Source organism: Parafrigoribacterium soli (assembly GCF_040227235.1).
Lineage (GTDB): Bacteria > Actinomycetota > Actinomycetes > Actinomycetales > Microbacteriaceae > Parafrigoribacterium_A > Parafrigoribacterium_A soli.
On record NZ_JBELNZ010000003.1, the window covers coordinates 620,552 to 640,404 of the forward strand.

General features: G+C 65.8%; 19 protein-coding genes. 10 read left to right on the forward strand and 9 right to left on the reverse strand.

The features are described from left to right. The first annotated feature begins 11 nt into the window (after positions 1-11). Genes ABUA37_RS11245 through ABUA37_RS11260 form a run of 4 tightly spaced genes read left to right on the forward strand, consistent with a single transcriptional unit; the run spans position 12 to position 4,142 of the window. Positions 12-1,313 carry an extracellular solute-binding protein gene (locus tag ABUA37_RS11245; RefSeq protein ID WP_349899283.1) on the forward strand — a complete coding sequence of 434 codons (1,302 nt, stop codon included), beginning with the start codon at positions 12-14 and terminating at the stop codon, positions 1,311-1,313. Between the two features lie 58 nt (positions 1,314-1,371). Beyond that, positions 1,372-2,268: a carbohydrate ABC transporter permease gene (locus ABUA37_RS11250; RefSeq protein WP_349899284.1), complete on the forward strand. Its 897-nt coding sequence runs from the start codon at positions 1,372-1,374 to the stop codon at positions 2,266-2,268. Beyond that, on the forward strand, positions 2,265-3,113 hold the full coding sequence (locus tag ABUA37_RS11255; protein WP_349899285.1) for a carbohydrate ABC transporter permease: 849 nt from the start codon (positions 2,265-2,267) through the stop codon (positions 3,111-3,113). Before ABUA37_RS11250 ends, ABUA37_RS11255 begins: the two co-directional genes overlap by 4 nt. A 3-nt stretch (positions 3,114-3,116) precedes the next feature. After that, a complete protein-coding gene (locus ABUA37_RS11260) occupies positions 3,117-4,142 on the forward strand; it encodes an SIS domain-containing protein (RefSeq protein ID WP_349899286.1) in 1,026 nt (341 codons plus the stop codon). A gap of 21 nt (positions 4,143-4,163) precedes the next feature. Here the strand turns inward: ABUA37_RS11260 and ABUA37_RS11265 are convergent, their stop codons facing one another. From ABUA37_RS11265 to ABUA37_RS11295, 7 genes are all read right to left on the reverse strand, one after another. Next, entirely contained in the window at positions 4,164-4,589 is a 426-nt protein-coding gene (locus ABUA37_RS11265) for a BLUF domain-containing protein (RefSeq protein ID WP_349899287.1), read from the reverse strand. Positions 4,590-4,648: 59 nt separating this feature from the next. Beyond that, complete coding sequence (locus tag ABUA37_RS11270; RefSeq protein WP_349899288.1) at positions 4,649-5,269, reverse strand: sugar O-acetyltransferase; 621 nt, start codon at positions 5,267-5,269, stop codon at positions 4,649-4,651. A 68-nt stretch (positions 5,270-5,337) separates the two neighbouring features. Beyond that, on the reverse strand, positions 5,338-6,207 hold the full coding sequence (locus ABUA37_RS11275) for an alpha/beta fold hydrolase (RefSeq protein WP_349899289.1): 870 nt from the start codon (positions 6,205-6,207) through the stop codon (positions 5,338-5,340). 22 nt (positions 6,208-6,229) lie between these two features. Continuing rightward, positions 6,230-6,697: a VOC family protein gene (locus ABUA37_RS11280; RefSeq protein WP_349899290.1), complete on the reverse strand. Its 468-nt coding sequence runs from the start codon at positions 6,695-6,697 to the stop codon at positions 6,230-6,232. 155 nt (positions 6,698-6,852) lie between these two features. After that, a complete protein-coding gene (locus ABUA37_RS11285) occupies positions 6,853-8,892 on the reverse strand; it encodes a thioredoxin domain-containing protein (RefSeq protein ID WP_349899291.1) in 2,040 nt (679 codons plus the stop codon). 7 nt (positions 8,893-8,899) lie between these two features. Then, positions 8,900-9,805, reverse strand: coding sequence for a LysR family transcriptional regulator (locus ABUA37_RS11290; RefSeq protein WP_349899292.1), 906 nt, complete (start codon positions 9,803-9,805; stop codon positions 8,900-8,902). Between the two features lie 110 nt (positions 9,806-9,915). Beyond that, positions 9,916-10,866, reverse strand: coding sequence for an ABC transporter substrate-binding protein (locus ABUA37_RS11295; protein WP_349899293.1), 951 nt, complete (start codon positions 10,864-10,866; stop codon positions 9,916-9,918). 142 nt (positions 10,867-11,008) lie between these two features. Here ABUA37_RS11295 and ABUA37_RS11300 point away from each other — a divergent pair, with 142 nt between their 5' ends. Beyond that, entirely contained in the window at positions 11,009-12,007 is a 999-nt protein-coding gene (locus ABUA37_RS11300) for an ATP-binding cassette domain-containing protein (RefSeq protein ID WP_349899294.1), read from the forward strand. Next, entirely contained in the window at positions 12,004-12,834 is an 831-nt protein-coding gene (locus ABUA37_RS11305) for an ABC transporter permease (protein WP_349899295.1), read from the forward strand. The genes ABUA37_RS11300 and ABUA37_RS11305 overlap by 4 nt, the downstream gene beginning before the upstream one ends. A gap of 158 nt (positions 12,835-12,992) precedes the next feature. Here the strand turns inward: ABUA37_RS11305 and ABUA37_RS11310 are convergent, their stop codons facing one another. Next, positions 12,993-16,274: an ATP-binding protein gene (locus tag ABUA37_RS11310; RefSeq protein ID WP_349899296.1), complete on the reverse strand. Its 3,282-nt coding sequence runs from the start codon at positions 16,272-16,274 to the stop codon at positions 12,993-12,995. 170 nt (positions 16,275-16,444) lie between these two features. Between ABUA37_RS11310 and ABUA37_RS11315 the strand changes: the two genes are divergently transcribed. After that, positions 16,445-16,777 carry a chorismate mutase gene (locus tag ABUA37_RS11315; protein ID WP_349899297.1) on the forward strand — a complete coding sequence of 111 codons (333 nt, stop codon included), beginning with the start codon at positions 16,445-16,447 and terminating at the stop codon, positions 16,775-16,777. Further along, complete coding sequence (locus tag ABUA37_RS11320) at positions 16,774-17,688, forward strand: SDR family NAD(P)-dependent oxidoreductase (RefSeq protein ID WP_349899298.1); 915 nt, start codon at positions 16,774-16,776, stop codon at positions 17,686-17,688. The genes ABUA37_RS11315 and ABUA37_RS11320 overlap by 4 nt, the downstream gene beginning before the upstream one ends. A gap of 81 nt (positions 17,689-17,769) precedes the next feature. Here ABUA37_RS11320 and ABUA37_RS11325 read toward each other — a convergent pair whose 3' ends face one another. Continuing rightward, positions 17,770-18,171 carry a DUF5997 family protein gene (locus tag ABUA37_RS11325; RefSeq protein ID WP_349899299.1) on the reverse strand — a complete coding sequence of 134 codons (402 nt, stop codon included), beginning with the start codon at positions 18,169-18,171 and terminating at the stop codon, positions 17,770-17,772. A gap of 82 nt (positions 18,172-18,253) precedes the next feature. Here ABUA37_RS11325 and ABUA37_RS11330 point away from each other — a divergent pair, with 82 nt between their 5' ends. Together ABUA37_RS11330 and ABUA37_RS11335 are read left to right on the forward strand one after the other, a co-directional pair. Beyond that, positions 18,254-19,012 carry a LysR substrate-binding domain-containing protein gene (locus ABUA37_RS11330; RefSeq protein ID WP_349899300.1) on the forward strand — a complete coding sequence of 253 codons (759 nt, stop codon included), beginning with the start codon at positions 18,254-18,256 and terminating at the stop codon, positions 19,010-19,012. Positions 19,013-19,145: 133 nt separating this feature from the next. Next, positions 19,146-19,811, forward strand: a complete 666-nt coding sequence (locus ABUA37_RS11335; protein WP_349899301.1) for a hypothetical protein — start codon at positions 19,146-19,148, stop codon at positions 19,809-19,811. The last annotated feature ends 42 nt before the right edge of the window (positions 19,812-19,853 follow it).

Genomic DNA, 19,853 nt, shown 5'->3' on the forward strand with positions numbered 1-19,853 from the left:
TGGAGGATCACATGAAAATCAGAAGCAGAGGCATCCGCAAGCTCGCGGGAGGTGTCGGGCTCGCCATGGCCGTGACGCTGCTCGCATCCGGCTGCAGCGTGACGGGAGCCAGCACCGTATCCGGCGCGGGCGGCGGTCAGAGCGGCACGATCAACGCGCTGTTCATGAAGCAGGCCGGCTACTCCGAGACTCAGATCAACGAAATGATCGCGTCGTTCGAGAAGAAGTATCCGAAGATCACGGTCAAGCCCACCTACGTCGCCTACGAGGCCCTGCACGACAAGATCGTCACCTCGGCTCCCGCGGGCACCTATGACGTCGTGCTCACCGACGTGATCTGGCCGGCCGAGCTGGCATCCAAGGGTCTTATCACCGATGTGACGAAGAAGATCCCGGCGAGCTGGAAGACCGACATGCTGGGCGGTGCGCTGTCGACGGCCGAATACCAGAAGAAGTACTACGGCGTGCCGTGGGGGCCGTCATCCAAGATGTTCTTCTACAACAAGGCCATGCTTGCCAAGGTCGGCGCCACCGCCGACGACATCAAGACCTGGGCGGGAGTTCTCGAGGTGGCGAAGAAGCTCAAGGATGCGGGCGTCGTCAAGTACCCGCTGTCGTGGAGCTGGTCGCAGGCCGAGGCGCTCATCTGCGACTACGCGCAGATCCTCGGTGCGTTCGGCGGATCCTTCACGGACTCCAGCGGCAACCTCAGCGTCAACGACGCTCACGGTGTCGAGGCGCTCACCTGGATGAGGAAGACCATCACGGATGGTCTGACCGACCCGGCCTCGCTGACCTTCCTCGAGAACGACACCGACAAGTCGATGGCCGCGGGCAAGACGGCGATGGAGATCAACTGGGAGTCCACGCTGGCCGACATGAACGACTCGAAGATCTCGTCGATCGTTGGCGATGCCGCCGTCGCGGTGACGCCATCCGGCCCGACCGGACTGCACCCCGGCGTCAACGGCTCCATGGCGCTGTCGATTCCGACCGGCTCCAAGCACCAGGATGCCGCGTGGACGTTCATCAAGTACGTCACCAGCCAGCCCGTGCAGGAGAAGTACACGACCGGATGGCTGCCGAACTGGAAGGCCAGTTACACGAATGACGCGATCACCAAGGTCAACCCGGAAATCTTCGCGGTGGGCGCGAAGGAGTACGACTCGCTGATCGATCGCCCCGAGGTCACCAACTACAACTCGGTGTCGCAGATCCTGCAGGTGCAACTGCAGAAGGCGCTGCTGGGCAACGAATCGCCGCAGGCAGCCCTGGATGCGGCTGTCTCGCAGGCGAAGTCGGCAAAGGGCTGAGACTGTGACGGTTGTCAGTGCGAAGCGCGCGCCTGGGACACCAGGGGCGACGGACGGCATGAAGCGACGCAAGCACGACAGGCAGGGGCGCCTCGCGTTCTGGCTGCTGCTGCCCGCCGCGGTCGCCGTATTCGGCGTGATCATCTACCCGATCTTTCGCACCGTGCTGGTCTCGCTCTTTCAGGTGGACTCCGCACTGGCAACCGTCACGCCCTTCGTCGGCGTGGGCAACTACGCTCACGCCCTCTCGGAATCGCAGTTCTGGGACTCGCTCGGCCGCACCCTCTACTTCACGGTGGTCTCCACCGCGCTCGAGCTCGTCGTCGGGCTCGGGGTGGCGCTGCTGCTCAACGCCAAGCTCAAGGCGCGGTGGCTGTTCCGCACCATCGTCGTGATTCCGTGGGCAATTCCCACCATCGTCAACGCGGCGATGTGGAAGGGAATCTACAACGCGCAGTACGGTGCGCTCAATGCGCTCCTGACGCAGCTCGGCATCCTGAACGACTACAAGGCCTGGCTCGGTGAACCATTCACCGCGCTGAACGCGGTGATCATCGCGGATGCCTGGAAGACGATCCCCCTCGTCGCGTTCTTCATCCTCGCCGGCCTGACCGCCATCCCGGGGGAGCTCTATGAGGCGGCGCGAGTCGACCGCGCCGGGCCATGGCGCATCTTCCGCTCGATCATGCTTCCGCTCCTCGTCCCATCGATCTCGATCGTGTTGGTGCTGCGCACCGTGGAGGCCTTTAAGGTCTTCGACATCATCTATGCGATGACAGGAGGCGGGCCCGTCAACGGCACGTCGACCATCGCGTTCTTCGCATACACCCGGGCCTTTTCCGACCAGAACTTCGGGATCGGCTCCGCGCTCTCCGTACTGATCGTGATCGTCATCCTGATTCTCACCTCGATCTACCTTCGACTTCTGCGCAAGTCAGAGATGAGCCTGCTATGAATCACGCGAGACGCAACTCCGTACTCACGCACATCGCCGCATGGATCGTCGCCATCTGTTGCCTCGCGCCCATCGGCTACATGGCGCTGGCCAGCATCACTCCGCAGCGCACGCTCATCAGCACGCCGCTGAAGTGGATTCCGGATCACTTCGACTTCAGCCGCTTCGCCACGATCTTCTCGGGCGCATCGGACGGTGTCGGCGGCGCCTTTCGCGCGGCCCTCGTCAACTCGACGGTGATCGCCGTCAGCACCGTCGCCGTGGCGATGGTGGTCGGAATCCTGGGTGCCTACGCGTTCGCGCGACTGCGCTTCCGCTTTCGCCGAACCGTGCTGCTGCTGTTCCTCGGAACGTACATGCTGCCCCAGATCGCGCTGCTCATCCCGCTCTACCTGATCCTCAGTTCCCTCGGACTGCTCAACACGCTCACCGGCCTGGTCATCGTGGACTGCTCGCTCGTGGTGCCGTTCGTCCTCTGGATTCTCAGCAACTACTTCATGACGATTCCCGAAGACCTCGAGGATGCGGCCCGCATCGACGGAACGTCGCGGCTCGGTGCTCTGTTCTACATCGTGCTGCCCGCGGCGAGACCCGGCATCTTCGCCGCCCTGATGTTCGCCTTCCTCCTCGCGTGGGACGAATTCATGTACGCGCTCGTCTTCACGTCGAGCGACGCCGCGAAGACACTTCCCGTCGCGATCAGCGAATTCGCGGGCCGGTACACGACCGACTTCGGACTGGTCGCCGCCGGTGGCCTGGTCGCGGCCATCCCGCCGCTGATCATCGCGCTGATCTTCCAGCGCTACATCGTGAGCGGCATGTCCGCCGGATCGATCAAGGGGTAACGGATGCCGGAAATAGATTTCGATTCGGCCGTGCGGTCGCAGCCGGCGCAGCTCGCGCTCATTCGCGAGACCGTGATGGCGCAGCTTGCCTCGGCTCCGCTTGCCGCCCTCGGCGAGTCAGAGACGCTGGGCGTTGTCGGCATGGGTGCGTCCCACAACTCCGGGCACGCGGTCGTCGCCGTTCTCGCCGCAGCGGGGCGCCGCGCTGTCAACCTCACTGCCACGGACGTGCTGGGCTGGCGGGGCGGCTACCAGGCCGCGGATCGCTACCTCCTGGTCTCCGAGTCCGGGCGAAGCCCCGAGCCGATCGAAGCCGCCGACCGTCTCACGCGCGGAGCGCGGGTCGGCGTCTCGAACGTCGGTGACTCTCCGTTGAGCCAGGCCGTCGATTCGATGATCACCCTCGGTGGCGTCCACGACTCCGCGATCTACACCGTGGGATACACCGGCACGCTGCTTACCTACGCACTGACGCTCGAGAATATGGGCGTGCTGCCGCACGACGAGATCCTGGCAGCGGTGCCCGAGCGGGTAGGGAGTGCCCTGACCAGTTTTGCCGGTTCCGCCAGCATTGCGGGCGACTGGATCGCTGCTGCGACCAGCGTGGATGTGATCGGGCGGGGCGTTTCTCTCTCCGCGGCGGCGGAATTCGCGCTCATGCTGCGCGAGGGCGTGCGCATGCCGACCGGCTGCTACGAGACGTTCGAGTACACCCACGGTCCCATCGAGGCCGCATCGCCACGCACCGTCGTCGTCATGTTCGGCGACGAGCGGGAGCTCGAACTCGTCGCGCCGTTGAAGGCTCGCGGGGTGCCAGTGGTGCTCATCACGGCGTCGTCGTCGGTCGATGCGCACTCCAGCGATGCTTCGTTGACGATCGTCAAGCTCGACCCGGATCTCGCTGGTCTGCCTCGGGCGATCGTGGAAACCGTCTTCGCGCAACTCGCCTTGGTGTCCGCATCCGAACGACTCGGTATTCGCCTCGGCGAGTTCAGCTACGACGACCTCGGCACGAAGATCGCCGACTAGCCAGCTGGCGGTTTGGGAGCGTCAGCTCCGCGCCAGCCAGTATTCACCGAGCCACTCGAGAAACTGTTGCGCCTCGTTCTCTGCATGCTCGAGCCGAGACTTTCCACTCCGCGCGAAGAAATCTTCGAACCCGTCGAGTTGGTGCACTGATGTGTCGGACAACGGCCGGAACCCCATCGTCCACTCCGGGAACTGGCGAGCAGCGATGACCTGTTCGCGCATCTTCTGGATGTTGCGGTGTCGCGGGTCGGCGGCGATGATCTCGAGCCGGGCGTGCACAGCGTCGTCTGGTCCTTCGAGGATCTGAATGAATCGCCCGTGGTGGTAGAGAAGTGCTCCGGTGAGACCGTCGCGCTCATTATTGGCGCGCGAATGAGTCAACAACTCGGCGATGTCCTGGTCGGATACCGCCTCGGTGGCGGCACTCACATAGGCGATCGACAGCACGACATCCCTCCGGTTTCAGCCTCGGTCCACGAAATTTCTCACAGCCTAGTCGGCGGAGCTTAGCTCTCAGGGATGGGCTTGACCGGGCGGCAAGGGTTGCCAACGGCGATCACATTCGCCGGAATGTCTCGCGTGACCACGGAGCCTGCACCGATGATGCTGTTGTCGCCGATGGTCACGCCTGGCGTAATGGTGACCGATCCGCCGAGCCACACGTTGTTGCCGATCGTGACGGGCGCCGGCCGCTCCCAGCCCTCGAGCCTTCGGGTGACGTCTTGCGCGTGGTTGGGGGTGTAGATGCTGCACCGTGGCCCGATCAGGCAATCGGAGCCGATGGTGACGAAGCCACCGCCGATGATGAGGAAGTCGGCGTTGATGAAGGTGCGATCGCCGATCGAAAGGCGCATCCCGTAGTCGATGGTGATCGGCGGGCGGAAGTCGATGTTGACGCCGGCACCGAGGACGAGTTCTTCGAAGAGCCGCTGTGCCTCGGCGGGGGAGTCGTAGTAGATGCGGTTGATCTCCGCGCAGACCGAGTGCGCCTCCCGGGTCAGCTCCTGCAGCGCTGGCGAGGTGCGGTAACGCATCCAGTCGCCGGCGAGCATGCGCTGGAGGTCTTCATCCATGGCCGCTAACTTCTGAACGCGCTCGTCGATGAGTTCGTCGCCGCGCTGTGTCACTACGCCTCCTGTAGTTTGTTGTATCAAACAACATACAGCAAGAGGGAGCTCCCGGATGCCTCCAGCGATCAAGCTTCGGCGGCGAGAGCCTCACGCAGCGTTCGGGCGAAAGCCTCGGGCTGGCCGGGGTATCCAGAGTCTTCCGCGGCGAAACCCCCGTGGTGACTCGGGAACTCGAGCGCCTCTTGCCCCAGCAGCCCTGCCAGCGCGACGGAGGTGCGCCCCGTGAACAACCCAGCCGACTCCACGCCCACGCCAATGACGATCCGAGTCGTCGAGTGCGCCAGAGCGGCGACATCGATCTGAAAACCGGTCACGGCGCTCGATCGTTCCGAGAGGAGAGGATCGTCCCGCGAGCCATCGTCTTCGGCGGGCATCCCGAACATCGCGGGATCGGGAGCGGGCATCGCGAAGTACTCGTCAGTGAACTCCCCTTGCCATGACGTCATCGCGATGAACGCCGCCATGCCGGCGCCAAACCCGCGCGAATCGTAGACGTCATGCACGGCTGCGAGTGCGCGCTCCGCGGCCGCAGCGTCGGGCAAGACGCTCGGCAATGGCGGCTCGTGGGCCACGAGCGTTGCCACATCGCGCGGATGCGACGCGACGAGCGCCAACGCCGTCACGGCACCACCGCTGCTCGCGAACAAGTCCACTGGGCCGCCGCCCAGCGCTGTGATCACGGCGTGCACATCCTCGGCCTGGATGACCGGCGAGTTGGTTACTTCGCCGTCACTGCGGGTGCTTCGTCCGAGCCCACGCGGATCGTAGGTGACCACGGTTCGTTCGGGAAAGTAGGAGGCCAGCGCCCGAAAGCCGCTCGCGCCCATGGGCTGGCCGATCATGAGAAGCGGCGGGCGGGCATCCGCGTTCGGATCGGCCTCTGCAACGTCGTAAACGATGTCTGCGCCGTCAGTTTTCAGGGTGTGGCTCTTCATGACGCGCTCGCTTCCAGGCAGGTCAGGCGTCCAGGAGTTCCTGGATCACGATCTTCTTTTGCTGCATCATCGCTTGCACCTGCTCGGGTCGACCGAGCATCTCGCTCATGTTCGCGGGGATTATCTGCCAGCTGACACCGAACCGGTCCTTGCACCAGCCGCACTGTTCGGCCTCCGGCACGTGCGAGAGCTTCGACCAGTAGGCGTCTATCTCGTCTTGGTCGGCGCAGGAGACGACGAACGAGATCGCCTCCGTGAAAGTGAAGAGCGGGCCGCCGTCTAAGCACGTGAAGTCGACGCCGTTCAGAGTGAAGCGGCCATTGATGACCTTGCCCGACATCCCGCCGAAGTGCTCATCGAGAGATTCGTCGGGATACTCGTCGATGGAGACGATGCGCGAGTTCGGAAAGACGCCGACGTAGTACTCCATCGCTTCGCGCGCCTGGTTGTCGAACCAGAGGCACGGTTGAATTGCTGATACTGCTGTCATTTCATCCCTCGCTTCGCCCAAGCTACAACCAATTGGTTGTATGTTACGGGCGGCGCCGCGTCTGGTCAAGGGTGCGGATGGCGTCGAAAGGCCAGGCCCGACCTATCGGGGGTTCGACCGCTCCCCAATCGGCGTCGAGAATCGGTCGGGCTTCTTCACGTCAGCAGGGCACTCAGAGCTGCGGCGCTGATGACGGGTCGCTGGCAGGACAGGTTTTCACACACGTATGCGGCGGACACACCCTCGACTTCCCCGCGTCCGAGCAAGAGCGGCACCGTGCTTGAGTTGTTCGGGCGAGCTGCCACGATGACGGTGCCTGGACGAGGGCGGCTGAACGCCGTGCGCAGCAGTGCGTCGGTTGCGTGTCCGGGACGGCCAACGATGGCAATCTCGCGCGGCAACGCTGACATGGATTCGATCTGCCTCAGCAGCCAGCCGTGCCGCGTCGGGTTGCGGGCAGCATCCGGTTGGAGCGCACCCACGCCCTCTCGGGCTCGGGTCGACCACGTCACATCACCAGTGAGTCCGGCGAGGATCAGACAAACCTCGACCATGACGGATGTTCCGCTGGGCGTTGCGTCGTCCCGGGTCGCTTTGGGGCGGGTGTTCAGTGGGGCGATGGGTTCAGAAGTGTCGAACCAGCCGTTGTCAGCGTCATCGTGAAAAAGTTCGTGCGCGTGGGTCGCCAGTTCCAGCCCCTGGGTGAACCAGAGATCCTCTCCGGTCGCCTGGAACAGTTCGAGGTCGGCGAGCGCGAGAGCTGCATGATCCAGAAAGAACCCCGCAATGCTCGCCCTGCCAGCACGCCAGAGATGCTGGAGGCGACCACCGAGGAACAATCGCTCGTGAAGGAACGTCGCGACCTCGGCGGCCGCGTCGATCCACGTGGGCTCGTCGAGCAGCAATCCCGCTCGGACCAGCCCCCGGATGGCGAGCGCATTCCAGTCCGTCAGGATTGTGGTATCCAGACGCAATGGCGGGCGCGTGGAGCGTGCGACCGAGAGGGCGTGCCTCAGCCGGATCCACTCCGCCTCGAATTGCTGTTGCGAGATGCCAAGGGTTGCCGCCGCCTGTTCTCGCGGGATGGCTTCGTGCAAAATGTTGGTGCCTTGCCAGTTTCCTGAGGCGCTCGCGCCGAGAAACGCGCACCACGGTATCGGATCCACTCCGGCCGCGGTAAGCGCCGCCGCCACGTCGTCGTACGCCCAGACGAAATAGCCGCCTTCAACACCGCCGCTTTCTGCGTCTGTCGCCGACGCGAATGCCCCGTCATCAGTTCTGAGTTTGGTGAGAAGGTACTCGGCCGTGGAACGGGCAGTGCGGGCTAGATCACCGCGTCCGGTGAGCGATGCTGCGGCGGCATAGGCGGGCAGCAGCAGTGCGTTGTCGTACAGCATTTTCTCGAAGTGGGGAACGAGCCAGTTCTCGTCGGTGCAGTATCGGGCGAATCCGCCATCGAGCTGATCGTGAATTCCGCCGCGAGCCATCACTTCGAGCGCCTGAACGCTCGCGTCGAGCGCGGCGCTATCCGCGGTGCGCGCATGCCGATAAAGCAGCCACTCGATTGTCATCGCTTGCGGGAACTTTGGCGCCTGACCGAATCCGCCGTGTTCGGTATCCCAGAGTGTGTTGGTCGCTACCAGGGCGGCCCGGTCGGCGGTGTCCAGCCGCACTTCGGTTCCGGTGGTCGTAGACCGCGCGGCGGAGAGCCGGGCGGATACAGCCTGCGCCGACGCTGCGACCGCGCCTCGACGGTCCTCCCACGCGCGCCAGACCGCTTCAGCCACCTCGACGAATGCGGGGCGGCCGTCCCGCGCGACCTTCGGCCAGTAGGAGCCGGCGTAGAACAGCTCCCCCTGCGGGCTGAGAAACAGCGACATCGGCCAGCCGCCATGGTGCGAGATAGCTTGCATCGCTGCCATGTACACCGAGTCGACATCCGGGCGCTCCTCCCGATCCACCTTGACGCACACAAACCGTGAGTTGAGCAACTGCGCGGTCCCTTCGTCTTCGAAGGATTCGCGCGCCATGACGTGACACCAGTGACAGGTGCTGTAACCGATGGACAGGAAGACGGGGATGTCGCGCCGCGTTGCTTCGGCGAAGGCTTCCAAGCCCCACGGATACCAGTCGACCGGGTTCTTCGCGTGCTGCAGCAGGTAGGGAGACGTCTCGTTCGAGAGCCGATTGGTCATGGTCGGTTCACTTCGTCGAAGATAGGTCCCGCAGCCAGGCCGCGACCGCCGCCACGGTCTCGGAGCCGTTATCTCCGACGCGTTGCACCAGGCCGATCTCTGCACGCGCGGTCGGTCGATCGAGCCGCACCGGTACGAGCGCGCCGGTTAGCGTGCTCGTATGCGCGTACTTGGGCACGAAGGTGGCGACGACGCCCAATCCCGCGTTCGCCGCGAGCATCCTGGCCTGTAACCCGTCGACCTCAAGCACTGAATTGTCCCCACGCATGCCACTTTCGCGAAGCTTCTCGAGGTAGTAGACCGATTCGCTGCTCGTCGCGGGGGCGGTGATCAAACCCACCTCGGCGACTTCCTCGGGAGCGACGCTTTCTTTCGCGGCCAATGGGTGATCTTTCGCCACGAAGAACATCAACTCTGCGGTGTGCAACAACTCGAACTGCGCATCCGCTGGGAGGTGCCAATCGATGACATACGCGAGGTCGAGCTGGCGGTCGAGAACTGCTTGCGCGGTGCTGCCGCTGTGACCAAAGCGAAGCGACAGCATGGTCTGCGGATGCGACCGAAGGAACGGGGCGATCGCCTGGTCCAGGAAGTACTCCTGCTCGAACGCGAGGCTGGCTCCGAGCCGCACCCGCCCTCCGCGGCCGCGCTTGAGGTCGTCCAACGCGTGTTCGAGAGAGTCCTGCTCCGTGAGCATGAGCAGCGCCGAGCGGTAGACCTCGCGGCCGGCCGCCGTTAGGTGGATCGTGCCTTGCTCGTAGACAAGGAGCTCGGCCTGCAATCCCTTTTGCAGTTCTCCGACGTGATGAGAGACGGTGGATTGGCTGAGGTGAAGGTGACGGGCCGCGGCCGAATAGCCGTTACGGTCGACGACAGCGACGAAGACCAGAAGGCGGAACAAATCCAGGTTCACGCCACAGTCTCCCTCGCCAGCGGTGGCTCGTCCAGAGCCCTGCACTGGCTCGGACGCGACACGACACCTGTCGCTTCTTTAGACAAGCGCTTCTTTAGTCAAGCACTCCGTTAGACAAGCACTGCCGACTTATAGCCGGAATCTGCGCCCAGCTCCAAGTCGAGCAGATCCCATTTCTTCATCCACGCTTGAGTCTTGTCGTACATCTCTTGCGTGTATGACTGGAACACTATCCGCTCACCGGGCCCGAAGCGACGGATGTCGGCGACAGCGGCGAGATCTTCGGGCATTTCGTCCAGCCAGTACTTCTTGTAGCGCTCCTGCTCCAGGTCGATGTCGGCCTGTGCCTTCTCAAGAGCGCGGAAGTACCGTGCGGTGTCTTCGTGATCGGCGCTGTCGGATACGAAGAACCCCATCATGAAGGTGGTGTCCAACAGCTTGCGGTAGCCCAGTTGCTCCAGCAGGTAAAACTGGGGTCCGAACACGTTGGCCGCCTGCACCTTGCCACGCATCATCAGCCGCAGCCTGTCGTAGGGCAGCCCTGCGAACTCCGTCGTGATCGCGGACTGGTCCATAACGGAAGCCAGTGCCTGCACCGCAGAGTAATGGCTGCCCGAGTGGTAACCCACGGCAACAGGCACTCCGGCGAGGTCTTCGGGGCGCTGGTACTTCGAATCCGGAGCCACAAAGATGCCGGCTGGCGAGACGGAGTATGCGGATCCCCACATCTTTCCGCTCGTCTTGGTCGCAGCTTCATTCACGGCCCAGTGGCAGGCACCTGAAACGTCGCAGGCACGGCCACTTTCCATGTCTTCGAGCGCGCCGCTCTTGAGCTCGTGCGAAACCTCGTCGGCCGACTGCACCGCGGAGGTTGTCCTGGTGTCACTTGAGAATCGCTCTGAGGTGAACTCGTAGTCGAGGCCTTCCTCGGTGAAATAACCGCGTTCTTCGGCGACCCACTCTTGCAGCCTTCCGTGAGGCTGAATTACGAATTTTCCCACCCGCTCGCTCCTTTGCTGAGAATGTACTTTCACGCTACGCGGCAACAAAAATGTCGACAACAGTCCTTCATCGATGGTGCTATCGCAGTTTTGGATGGGTCAGGCGGGCCCTCGTAAGCACGCTGTAAGCGCCACGTGAGCGCCGTGTAAGTGCGTGCCCGCACTGTGGAACTCGACACAGTTTCCACAGAAAGGACACGCTATGTCCACCAGTTCAGAATGGGCCGTCGAAGCCCACGGACTCGTCAAGGTCTTCGGCACCAACCGTGCCGTCGACGGCGTCGACCTCAGCGTTCGCACCGGCAGCATCTACGGTGTGCTCGGGCCGAACGGCGCGGGCAAGACCACGACGATCAGCATGCTCGCGACTCTCCTGCGTCCAGACGCCGGTACCGCGACGATCTTCGGCCACGACGTGCAGAAAGAGGCACAGGTCGTGCGCCAGCTCATCGGGGTGACGGCGCAGTTCGCGTCCGTCGACGAGCGGCTGAGCGCATCCGAGAATCTCATCATCTTCGGGCGCCTGCTCGGCCTCGGTCGCGCAGAAGCGAAGCGCAAGAGCGCCGAGTTGCTCGAGGAGTTCGCGCTGACGGATGCCGCCAGGCGGCCGATCAGCAAGTTCTCCGGCGGGATGCGGCGCAGGCTCGACCTCGCTGCCAGCCTCCTCGCGCAGCCTCCGCTGATCTTCCTCGACGAGCCCACCACGGGCCTCGACCCGAGAACGCGCGCGCAGATGTATGACACCGTGCGCCGCCTCGTCTCCACCGGCTCGACCGTGCTGCTCACCACGCAGTACCTCGATGAGGCCGACCAGCTGGCCGACCGCATCGCCGTCATCGACAGTGGCAAGGTCGTTGCGGAGGGCACGTCGAACGAACTCAAGGCCTCGGTCGGTGAGTCGACCCTGCAGCTCAAGCTCATCGATCCGGCGGATGTCGAAGACACCCGTCGCGCGATCACGAGCGTTCTCGGCGTGGAGGCCACCGCTGCCTCCGAGCCCGGACGCATCACCGCACCGATGACCAACCCCGACGCCGTGACCGACCTCTTCATCACCCTACGTGAGGCGGGCATCCGCCTGGCCGAGATGTCGGTGCAGAAGCCCACGCTCGACGAGGTCTTCCTCACCCTCACCGGACACGGTGTTGACGAAGCAACAGAAGCGGATGCCGCTTCCGAATCAGAAAGGGTCAGCGCATGACCACCACAACCTTGACCACAACACCGATCACACCCGGCGCGAGCAGGAAGCTGCACAACTACGTCGACTTCGAACAGACGGTGCGCAACTCGTTCACGATGGCCTACCGCGGCCTGCTGAAGATCAAACGCACCCCAGAGCAGCTGATCGACGTCACCGTGCAGCCCATCATCTTCACCCTGATGTTCACCTACATCTTCGGTGGTGCGATCTCGGGAGACATCGGGAGTTACCTGCCGATCATCATCCCCGGCATCCTCGCGCAGACCGTCATCACGACCTCCGTGGTCACCGGCGTTCAGCTGCGCGAAGACATGGACAAGGGTGTGTTCGACCGCTTCAAGTCGATGCCGATCGCCCGCATCGCACCGCTCGCCGGCGCCCTGCTCGCCGACACCATCCGTTACCTCATCGCCACCACGCTCACCTTCGTGATGGGCTTCATCATGGGATGGCGCCCGGGCGGCGGCCTCGGCGGCGTCGTGCTCGCGGGCATGCTCGTGATCGTCTGCGCCTGGGCGCTCAGCTGGATCTTCGCCTTCTTTGGCGTGATCGCGCGCAGCGCCTCGAGCGTTCAGGGCATCTCGTTCCTGATCCTGTTCCCGCTGACGTTCCTGTCGAACGCCTTCGTTCCGGTCAACACCATGCCCGACTGGCTGCAGGGCTTCGTCAACGGCAACCCGGTGTCGCACCTCATCACGGCGGTGCGCGAGCTCACCAACACGGGAGCAGTGACCGGCGACCTGTGGCTCGCGCTGCTCGGGTCCGCGGTCGTCGTGGCGATCTTTGCGCCGCTCACCGTGCGGGCATATATGCGGAAGGCGTAGCTAGCGCCAGCGAGCGTATTGAGGCCCCTGCGAGTTACTTCGTGGGGGCCCCTTCGACAGGCTCAGGACGAGTTTCGATACGCTCGTTCCTCGCTACTCAACCAGCGTGGGGGCCCCTTCGACAGGCTCAGGACGGCGTTCGATACGCTCGTGCCTCGCTACTCAACCCGCCCAGCACGCAGAGTGGGGTCGCGCAGCAGCTCGCAGGCGAGCACGAATGCCTGCCGCGGTGAGAGCCCCGCGACGGATGCCCGGGCCGCGTCGATCGCCGCCGTCCCGTGGGCGGCGACCGCGGCATCCACCCACCGCGCGCGGCCGAGCGATGGCATGTCCTGGCGACCGCCCATCACGTCGGCGAGCAGCAGCATCCGCAGCCCGAGCTCGTGCGAGTGTGCCGCCTCGGGCGCCGCGGTCGATAGGAGCCATGCGGAGATGCCGACGAGCGAGGCACCCGCGACGGGCAGGTCCATGAACTCCCGCCGCGTTCTGCTCGAGACAAGCACCCTGATGCGCACCCGGCGCACCAGGTCCTCGAGATAGGTGCTCTCGGTGCCCGCGGCACCCGCGAAGACGTGGGCGCTGATGCAGGCGGAGGCGACGATGATGTACCAGGGCGCCATGCGCCCCTTGTCGCGGCTGAAGGCGTCGATCGACCTGCGGTATAAGGCAAGGCCGTCGGCGACGCGGCCGTCCGCGAGCGCGATTTCCGCGAGTCCCGCCCAGCCGATCGAGCGCAGGTCGGCGAAGTCTGCCCCGAGGTCCTCGTCACTCTGGGCGACGAAGCTCTCGAAGGTGCCGCGAGCATTCTCCGGCGTCGCCCGCAGTTCGTTCATAGCGATGACCCAACTGAGTTGCTGCAGGTCGCCGTTGGCCTGCAGCGCGTTCATCCCGTCGCGCGACTTCGCGGCCCACTCGAGAGCCTGCTCGGTCTCGGCGCGCTGGCTGTGCAGGTTCGCGAGTGCCTGCGCCGCGGTCGACTGTAGCCACACGTCCCCGGCCGACTCGGAGAGATCGTAGGCACGCCGCGATGAGACGATCGCGGTCTCAAGTTCGCCGCCGTTCTCCTCGAGCTGTGCGCCGAGCAACGCACCAAGCGCCGCCATTCCGTTGTCCGCGGAGGTGCGGGCCTCCGCGAGAATCGCCATCGCCTCCGCCGGCTTGTTGAAGGCGAGCAGGAGGCGCGAGAGGGTCTCGATGCGTGCGTCGGCGGCGGGGCCGATGCGCTTCACCGCACGCAGCCGGCCGCGGGCGAGCATGGCACGCCTCGTGTCGCCCACGAAGGCAGAGGCTGCCGCGATCATGTAGGTCGCGGTCGCGGCGGTCAGATGCTCCGCGTCCGGCGTGTACCCGGTCGTCGCGCGCAGAACCGCGCCCGCGAAACCGGCGATGTCCGACTGCGCACCGCGCATGGCCCAGTAGTAGGCGAGGCTCGCGAAGATCGTGACCACGGCATCCGCGTTGCCGTCGTCGAGCGTGCTGCGCAGCACCGTGACGAGGTTGTCCTGCTCAAGGGCGAGCACATGAAAACTGCGGATCTGGCCGCTGCTGCCGAGGGAGGACATGAGCCCGCCGGCAAGCGTCTCGGCCCACTCGGCCATAGCCGCCCGCACCGCGAGGTCTTCTCCCGCGTCGACGAGGGCCATCTCCCCGAACTCGCGCACCGTCTCGAGCATGCGGTAGCGCATCTCACCGGTCGACGCGTCCTCGGATGCCGACACGAGCGATTGCGTGACGAGCCCGTCGAGCGCGTCGGTGACATCGGCCCCGTCCGTACTGCCCACGACCTGCGCCGCTTCGGCGCTGAATCCGTCGGGAAAGCGCGAGAGCCGGCGCAGCAGGGCGCGTTCGCTCTCGCCCAGCAGGTTCCAGCTCCAATCGATCACGGCGACGAGGGTGCGGTGTCGTTCCGGGGCCGTGCGCTCACCGCTGGTGAGCAGGGCGAAGCGGTTGTTCAGGCGCCGCTCGATCTCCTCGACCGACATGGAACGCACGCGAGCCGCCGCGAGCTCGATCGCGAGCGGCAGCCCGTCGAGCCGCGTGCACAGGCGTGTGATCGTGGTCAGCGGCAGGGTCACACCGGGCCGCGCGGCAAGCGCCCGCTCGATGAAGAGCTTGCCGGCCGGGCCGAGGCCGGACTCCTCGTCGCCGCTCGCGAGCGAGTCGAGCGGGTAGACGCTTTCGCCGCTGATCGCGAGCGGTGACCGACTCGTGGCGAGAATGCGCACCGTGGTCGTCGAGGCCAGGATGTCTGCGATCCACGCCGCTGCGGCATCCGCGACGTGCTCGCAGTTGTCCATCACGAGCAGTGTCTCGCGCTCGCCGAGGGTCGCCAGGATGCGTTCCCTCACGTCGAGGCGCACGTTCGCGTCGGTGATCGTGAGGCTACTGCCGCTCGCCTCGCGGATGCCCAGGGTCGAACCGAGGGCCAGCGTCACGTCGTCACCGGAGCGCACGCTCGCCAGCTCGACGACGATGACGGCGGGCACGGATGCGCGGTGCGCGAGCTCCTGCGCGAGTCGCGTCTTGCCGAGTCCGCCCGGTCCGAGGATAGTGGTGAGGCGCGAGGACCGGATGAGTTCCTCGAGCGCCACGAGATCGTGCTCACGACCGAGGAGACCGTTGGGCGCCTCGCGAAGGCCGATGCGCACGCGACCTGAACGCTCTGCGGGTGCCGCGGGAGGGTCATCCCGCAGCAGTTCGGCATTGAACTGCACGAGTTGCTGGCCGGGCGAGGTGCCGAGTTCGTCTCGCAGCGCCGCGCGGAATCTCGCGAAGGAGGCCAGGGCGTCGTTGCGGCGCCCCGCCGCGGCGAGGGCCTGCATGAGCAGCAGTTGGAGTTCCTCGTCCAGCGACGCGGCCGCCGCCAACGCCTCGAGCGCGGTGACCGCCTCCGCAGACCTGCCGATCCGCATGAGGCTCTCCACCCGGATCCGCTGCAGTTCCGAGCGCAGCGTCGACGCGCGCGAACGGAGGTCGGCGGCCGGCGCCTCGCTGAGGTCCACGCCGGGTTCCGCGCGCCAGAGCGCCAGGGCCGCGCTCGACTGCTCCTCCGCGGCCGCATGATTGCCAGCCGCGACGGATGCCCGCGCCGCGTCCCGAAGCGCAGTCGCCTGCCCGAGGTCGGTCGCGTCCGGTGCCGCGGCCAGGGCGTACCCGCCGTTCGTGGAGACGAGCAGTCCATCGGCGCACTCGGCGCGCACGCGCGACACGAGAGTCTGCAGCGCGGCCTTGGCCTGGCGCGGCGGTTCGTCGCCCCACAGGTCATCGATCAGTGACGTGACCGACAGCGCCCCACCCCGAGCGAGCATGAGCGCGACCATGAGGCTCTTGCCGAGAGTGCCCGACGGCTCCACGAGCGTTCCCGCGCGCCCCTCGACGAGCACGGGGCCGAGCACGGCGACTCGAGTGCCTGCACCATCTGCACCGCGGGTCACAGCCATTCCGCCGATTTTAGCGGCCGCTGGCATCCGCCTTCATCCTCCCCTCGGCGTATTCCTCACTCTGCTTTCGCCGGCACCGTCGACGGGCACGCGGGCGCCGCGGAACGGCGTGCACGCGAAAGGCCCTAGATTTGTAGCGCACGAACGTGCCGCCGACGAGGGAGGTCATCATGAGCGAGCCAGACGCGGCAACGCAGCTGCACAGCCTGCGCAACAGCATCGACAACATCGATGCCGCGCTCATCCACCTGCTCGCCGAGCGCTTCAAGTGCACGCAGCAGGTCGGCCACCTCAAGGCGGCGAACGGGATGCCCCCGGCAGACCTCGAGCGCGAGCGCCAGCAGATCGGGCGGTTGCGCGCCCTCGCCATCGAGTCGCACCTCGATCCGGCCTTCGGCGAGAAGTTTCTCAACTTCATCGTGGCCGAGGTGATTCACCAGCACGAGCAGATCGCGAGCACCGGCGCCGTGACTGTCGTCGACGACGAGCCCGAAGACGCGTGAGCTGGGACCCGATCGCCCTGCCCTCGCAGGCGGGCAAGACCTTCGTGGTGACCGGTGGAGCATCCGGAATCGGCTACTTCATCTGCGAGCAACTGGCGGGCACTGGCGCGCGGGTGATCATCGCGGGCCGCAATAAGGCCAAGGCGGATGTCGCCATCGCGTCGATCGAACGGCACGCGCCCGGCGCAGACGTCGGCTTCGTGCACCTCGACCTCGGCTCCTACGCGTCGGTGCGCTCGGCCTCCGCGGAACTCGCCGCACTCGGAGGCATCGACGCGCTTATCGAGAACGCCGGCGTGATCATGCCGAGCAAGGAGCGGCAGGAGACCGTCGACGGCAACGAGCTCATGTTCGGCACGAACCACCTCGGCCACTTCCTGCTCACGGCGCTCCTCTATCCCACCCTGCGCGCGACGCCCGGAAGCCGGGTCGTCACGATGGGAAGCGGCTCGACCCACCTCACCCGAATCGACCTCGACAACCTGCAGAGCACCAAGAACTACTCGAGCTGGCGCGCCTACGGGCAGTCCAAGCACGCGACGCAGTCCTTCGGCTTCGAGCTGGATCGTCGGCTGCGCGCATCCGAGAGTCCGGTGACCGCGCTCGTCGCGCATCCGGGTGCCGCGCAGGACGCGAAGAGCCCGTTCCGCGCGGGAATCGTCGAGCCGACGGGGCTGCAACGGGCACTCGGCGTCCTCTACGTCATCGCCCGCGGCAAGGACACGGCGGCGTGGCCGATCGTGCGAGCGGCGATAGATCCGGATGCCGAGGGCGGCCAATACTGGGGACCGCGCGTGTTCACACCGATGCCTTCGCTCGTGAAGCCCGCCCGGGTGAGCCAGGAAGAGGTGCTCGGCCGCGCGCTGTGGGCGCGCTCCGAGGAGTACATCGGCCAGACCTTCGAGGTCTGACCCATTTCGTTGGTCGAGCTTGTCGAGCGCCGTACTGAGCCTGTCGAAGTGACCGGGACGTGCCGCAATCCCGCCGCCGCGCTACTGCTCCCGCGCGCGCCGCTCCGCCTTCGCGGCGCGATCGGCCTTGACCCGGGCGTTCTCGTCCTGCACCGCGGCGTGCACCGAGCGCTCGGTCACGAGCCACTGCGGCGGACTCTTCAACAACTCGGAGATCTCCGCGGTGGTCAGGGGCTCGGTGACGCCCCCGCGCGCCAGCCCGGCGATGGAGACGCCCAGCTTGCGGGCGACCTCGGGGCGTGGATGCGGCCCGGTGCGCCGCAACTCGACCAGCCAGGTCGGCGGCTCGGCGATGAGGGCGTTCAACTGCGCGCGACTCACCGGTGACTCTCGAAACTCGGCGGGCGCGGCCGGCAGGTAGATCGCCAGCTTCTTGGCCGCCGTTTCGGGCTTCATCGTCTGGTCTGATCGCTGCTCGCTCATCCGGCCAGCGTATCCGCTGCGTTAGCCTGTGGAAAACGCGTTCGCATCTCGAGCGCGCGATCGACGGCGGGAAATGATGAGCATGCGCGGCGATGGCCCCACCGATCCGGTCGATGAGGTGCCCGCCGACGGGGTGGCAGACCAGCTCGCGATCGCCTTCGTCCCCGGCGTCACCCTCACCAAGTGGACGCGAGCCTGGCGCGAGAGGCGACCGGATGCGCCACTCGCGGTCACCGAGGTCGCCGAGAGCGAGCAGGTGGTCGCGCTCCACGACGGCAGGGCCCACCTCAGCTTCGTGCGACTGCCCATCGACTCGCACGGACTCAACGTCATTCCCCTCTACCGGGAGGTCGCGGTGGCCGTCGCCGCGAAGGATCACGCCATCGCGGCGGCCGACTCCCTTGTGCTCGCCGACCTCGCGGCAGGGCAGGTGAAGACCGGCTCGAACTTTTCACGCGCGGACTTCGACCTGGTTGCCGCTGGCGTCGGCATCCTGATCGTGCCGCACTCGATCGCTCGGCTGCAGAGTCGCAAGGATCTCGTCGCACGACCGGTGACGGATGCCGCGGAGACCCAGATCGCCGTGGCCTGGCGCGCAGGCCCGCAGTCCGAGCCGCTCGCCTCCCGCATCGAGGAGTTCATCGGCATCGTTCGCGGTCGCACCGCGCGCAGTTCCCGCACGCCCGCGGAATCGGGTGACGCGCCCGCCGCGAAGTCGAAGCAGGCCACGTCGCCGGCGAAACAGGCTGCGAAGTCCAAGGCGGGCAGGTCGGGCACCGGCGCCGCGTTCGCCCAGCAGCGCAAAAACGCCGCAGCGCGCAAGAAGCACCGCGGCCGCTGACTCCGTATCCCATCGCGCGGTGATCGCGGCAGCGTGGCGCAGCCCATCCTCGTGGTTGCACACTGGTTGCGCGCAACTCGGTACAGTTGGCGCAACCCGATCAGCCGCGGCCACCCGACCCCGAAGGCAGCGCATGAGTACCCCTCGCCCCACCACGCGCCACTACGCGATGGACCCGCTGCCGAAGCCGCTGAGTTCCCTTCCCCCGAAGGACCGTGGCCGTGGACTCGCGCTCGCCTATGTGCTCGCGGGACTGTTCGGCGCAGCCGCATCCGGTTCGCTCTTTCTGAGTTTTGTGCGCGACCAGCTGCACTACCAGTGCAGCCTCGCGCCCGGAGTTGCGATCGGGTATGTGTGTCCGCAGCAGCTCGCGTACTATCCCTACGGCGCGTGGGTCTTTGTCGCGTATGCCATCGTCGTGATCATCGGCTCAGTGCTGCTCGCGCCGCCCGTGCGCCGCTCGCGGCTGAGGCGCATCCGGGCTCAGCTTCTGGCGGTCGTCGCGCTGCTGCCGAACGCGATCTTCGTCTACGCGGTGGGCTATGTGGAGCCGAACTCCGCTGACTGGAACCAGAACCTGCTCCTGCCGATGGTGTTGTTCGGCACAGCGGAGCTCGCGATTCTCTTCGCGGCGGTCATTCCGCTGCGACTGGTGCTGCAGACCTGCGTCTATCTCGCGCTGTCGCTGTGCTTCGTGGGCGCCGTAATGCAGCCCGGCTTCATCCCGCACGTCGCCGTGACCTTCGGCATCCTCGTGGCGGTGCTGATTCTCGACTACCGGCGGTCGCTGATCAAGTAACGCGCACTTCGCTGGTCGAGCTTGTCGAGACCGGGGCGTGCA

Excerpts from the sequence above, each read along its gene's own strand:
- ABUA37_RS11280 (WP_349899290.1), bottom strand. The coding sequence starts at position 6,697 with ATGACAGCAGTATCAGCAATTCAACCGTGCCTCTGGTTCGACAACCAG.
- ABUA37_RS11255 (WP_349899285.1), top strand. The coding sequence starts at position 2,265 with ATGAATCACGCGAGACGCAACTCCGTACTCACGCACATCGCCGCATGG.
- ABUA37_RS11300 (WP_349899294.1), top strand. The coding sequence starts at position 11,009 with ATGTCCACCAGTTCAGAATGGGCCGTCGAAGCCCACGGACTCGTCAAG.
- ABUA37_RS11305 (WP_349899295.1), top strand. The coding sequence starts at position 12,004 with ATGACCACCACAACCTTGACCACAACACCGATCACACCCGGCGCGAGC.
- ABUA37_RS11275 (WP_349899289.1), bottom strand. The coding sequence starts at position 6,207 with ATGAAGAGCCACACCCTGAAAACTGACGGCGCAGACATCGTTTACGAC.
- ABUA37_RS11250 (WP_349899284.1), top strand. The coding sequence starts at position 1,372 with ATGAAGCGACGCAAGCACGACAGGCAGGGGCGCCTCGCGTTCTGGCTG.
- ABUA37_RS11330 (WP_349899300.1), top strand. The coding sequence starts at position 18,254 with ATGCGCGGCGATGGCCCCACCGATCCGGTCGATGAGGTGCCCGCCGAC.
- ABUA37_RS11325 (WP_349899299.1), bottom strand. The coding sequence starts at position 18,171 with ATGAGCGAGCAGCGATCAGACCAGACGATGAAGCCCGAAACGGCGGCC.
- ABUA37_RS11260 (WP_349899286.1), top strand. The coding sequence starts at position 3,117 with ATGCCGGAAATAGATTTCGATTCGGCCGTGCGGTCGCAGCCGGCGCAG.
- ABUA37_RS11245 (WP_349899283.1), top strand. The coding sequence starts at position 12 with ATGAAAATCAGAAGCAGAGGCATCCGCAAGCTCGCGGGAGGTGTCGGG.
- ABUA37_RS11310 (WP_349899296.1), bottom strand. The coding sequence starts at position 16,274 with ATGGCTGTGACCCGCGGTGCAGATGGTGCAGGCACTCGAGTCGCCGTG.
- ABUA37_RS11315 (WP_349899297.1), top strand. The coding sequence starts at position 16,445 with ATGAGCGAGCCAGACGCGGCAACGCAGCTGCACAGCCTGCGCAACAGC.
- ABUA37_RS11285 (WP_349899291.1), bottom strand. The coding sequence starts at position 8,892 with ATGACCAATCGGCTCTCGAACGAGACGTCTCCCTACCTGCTGCAGCAC.
- ABUA37_RS11335 (WP_349899301.1), top strand. The coding sequence starts at position 19,146 with ATGAGTACCCCTCGCCCCACCACGCGCCACTACGCGATGGACCCGCTG.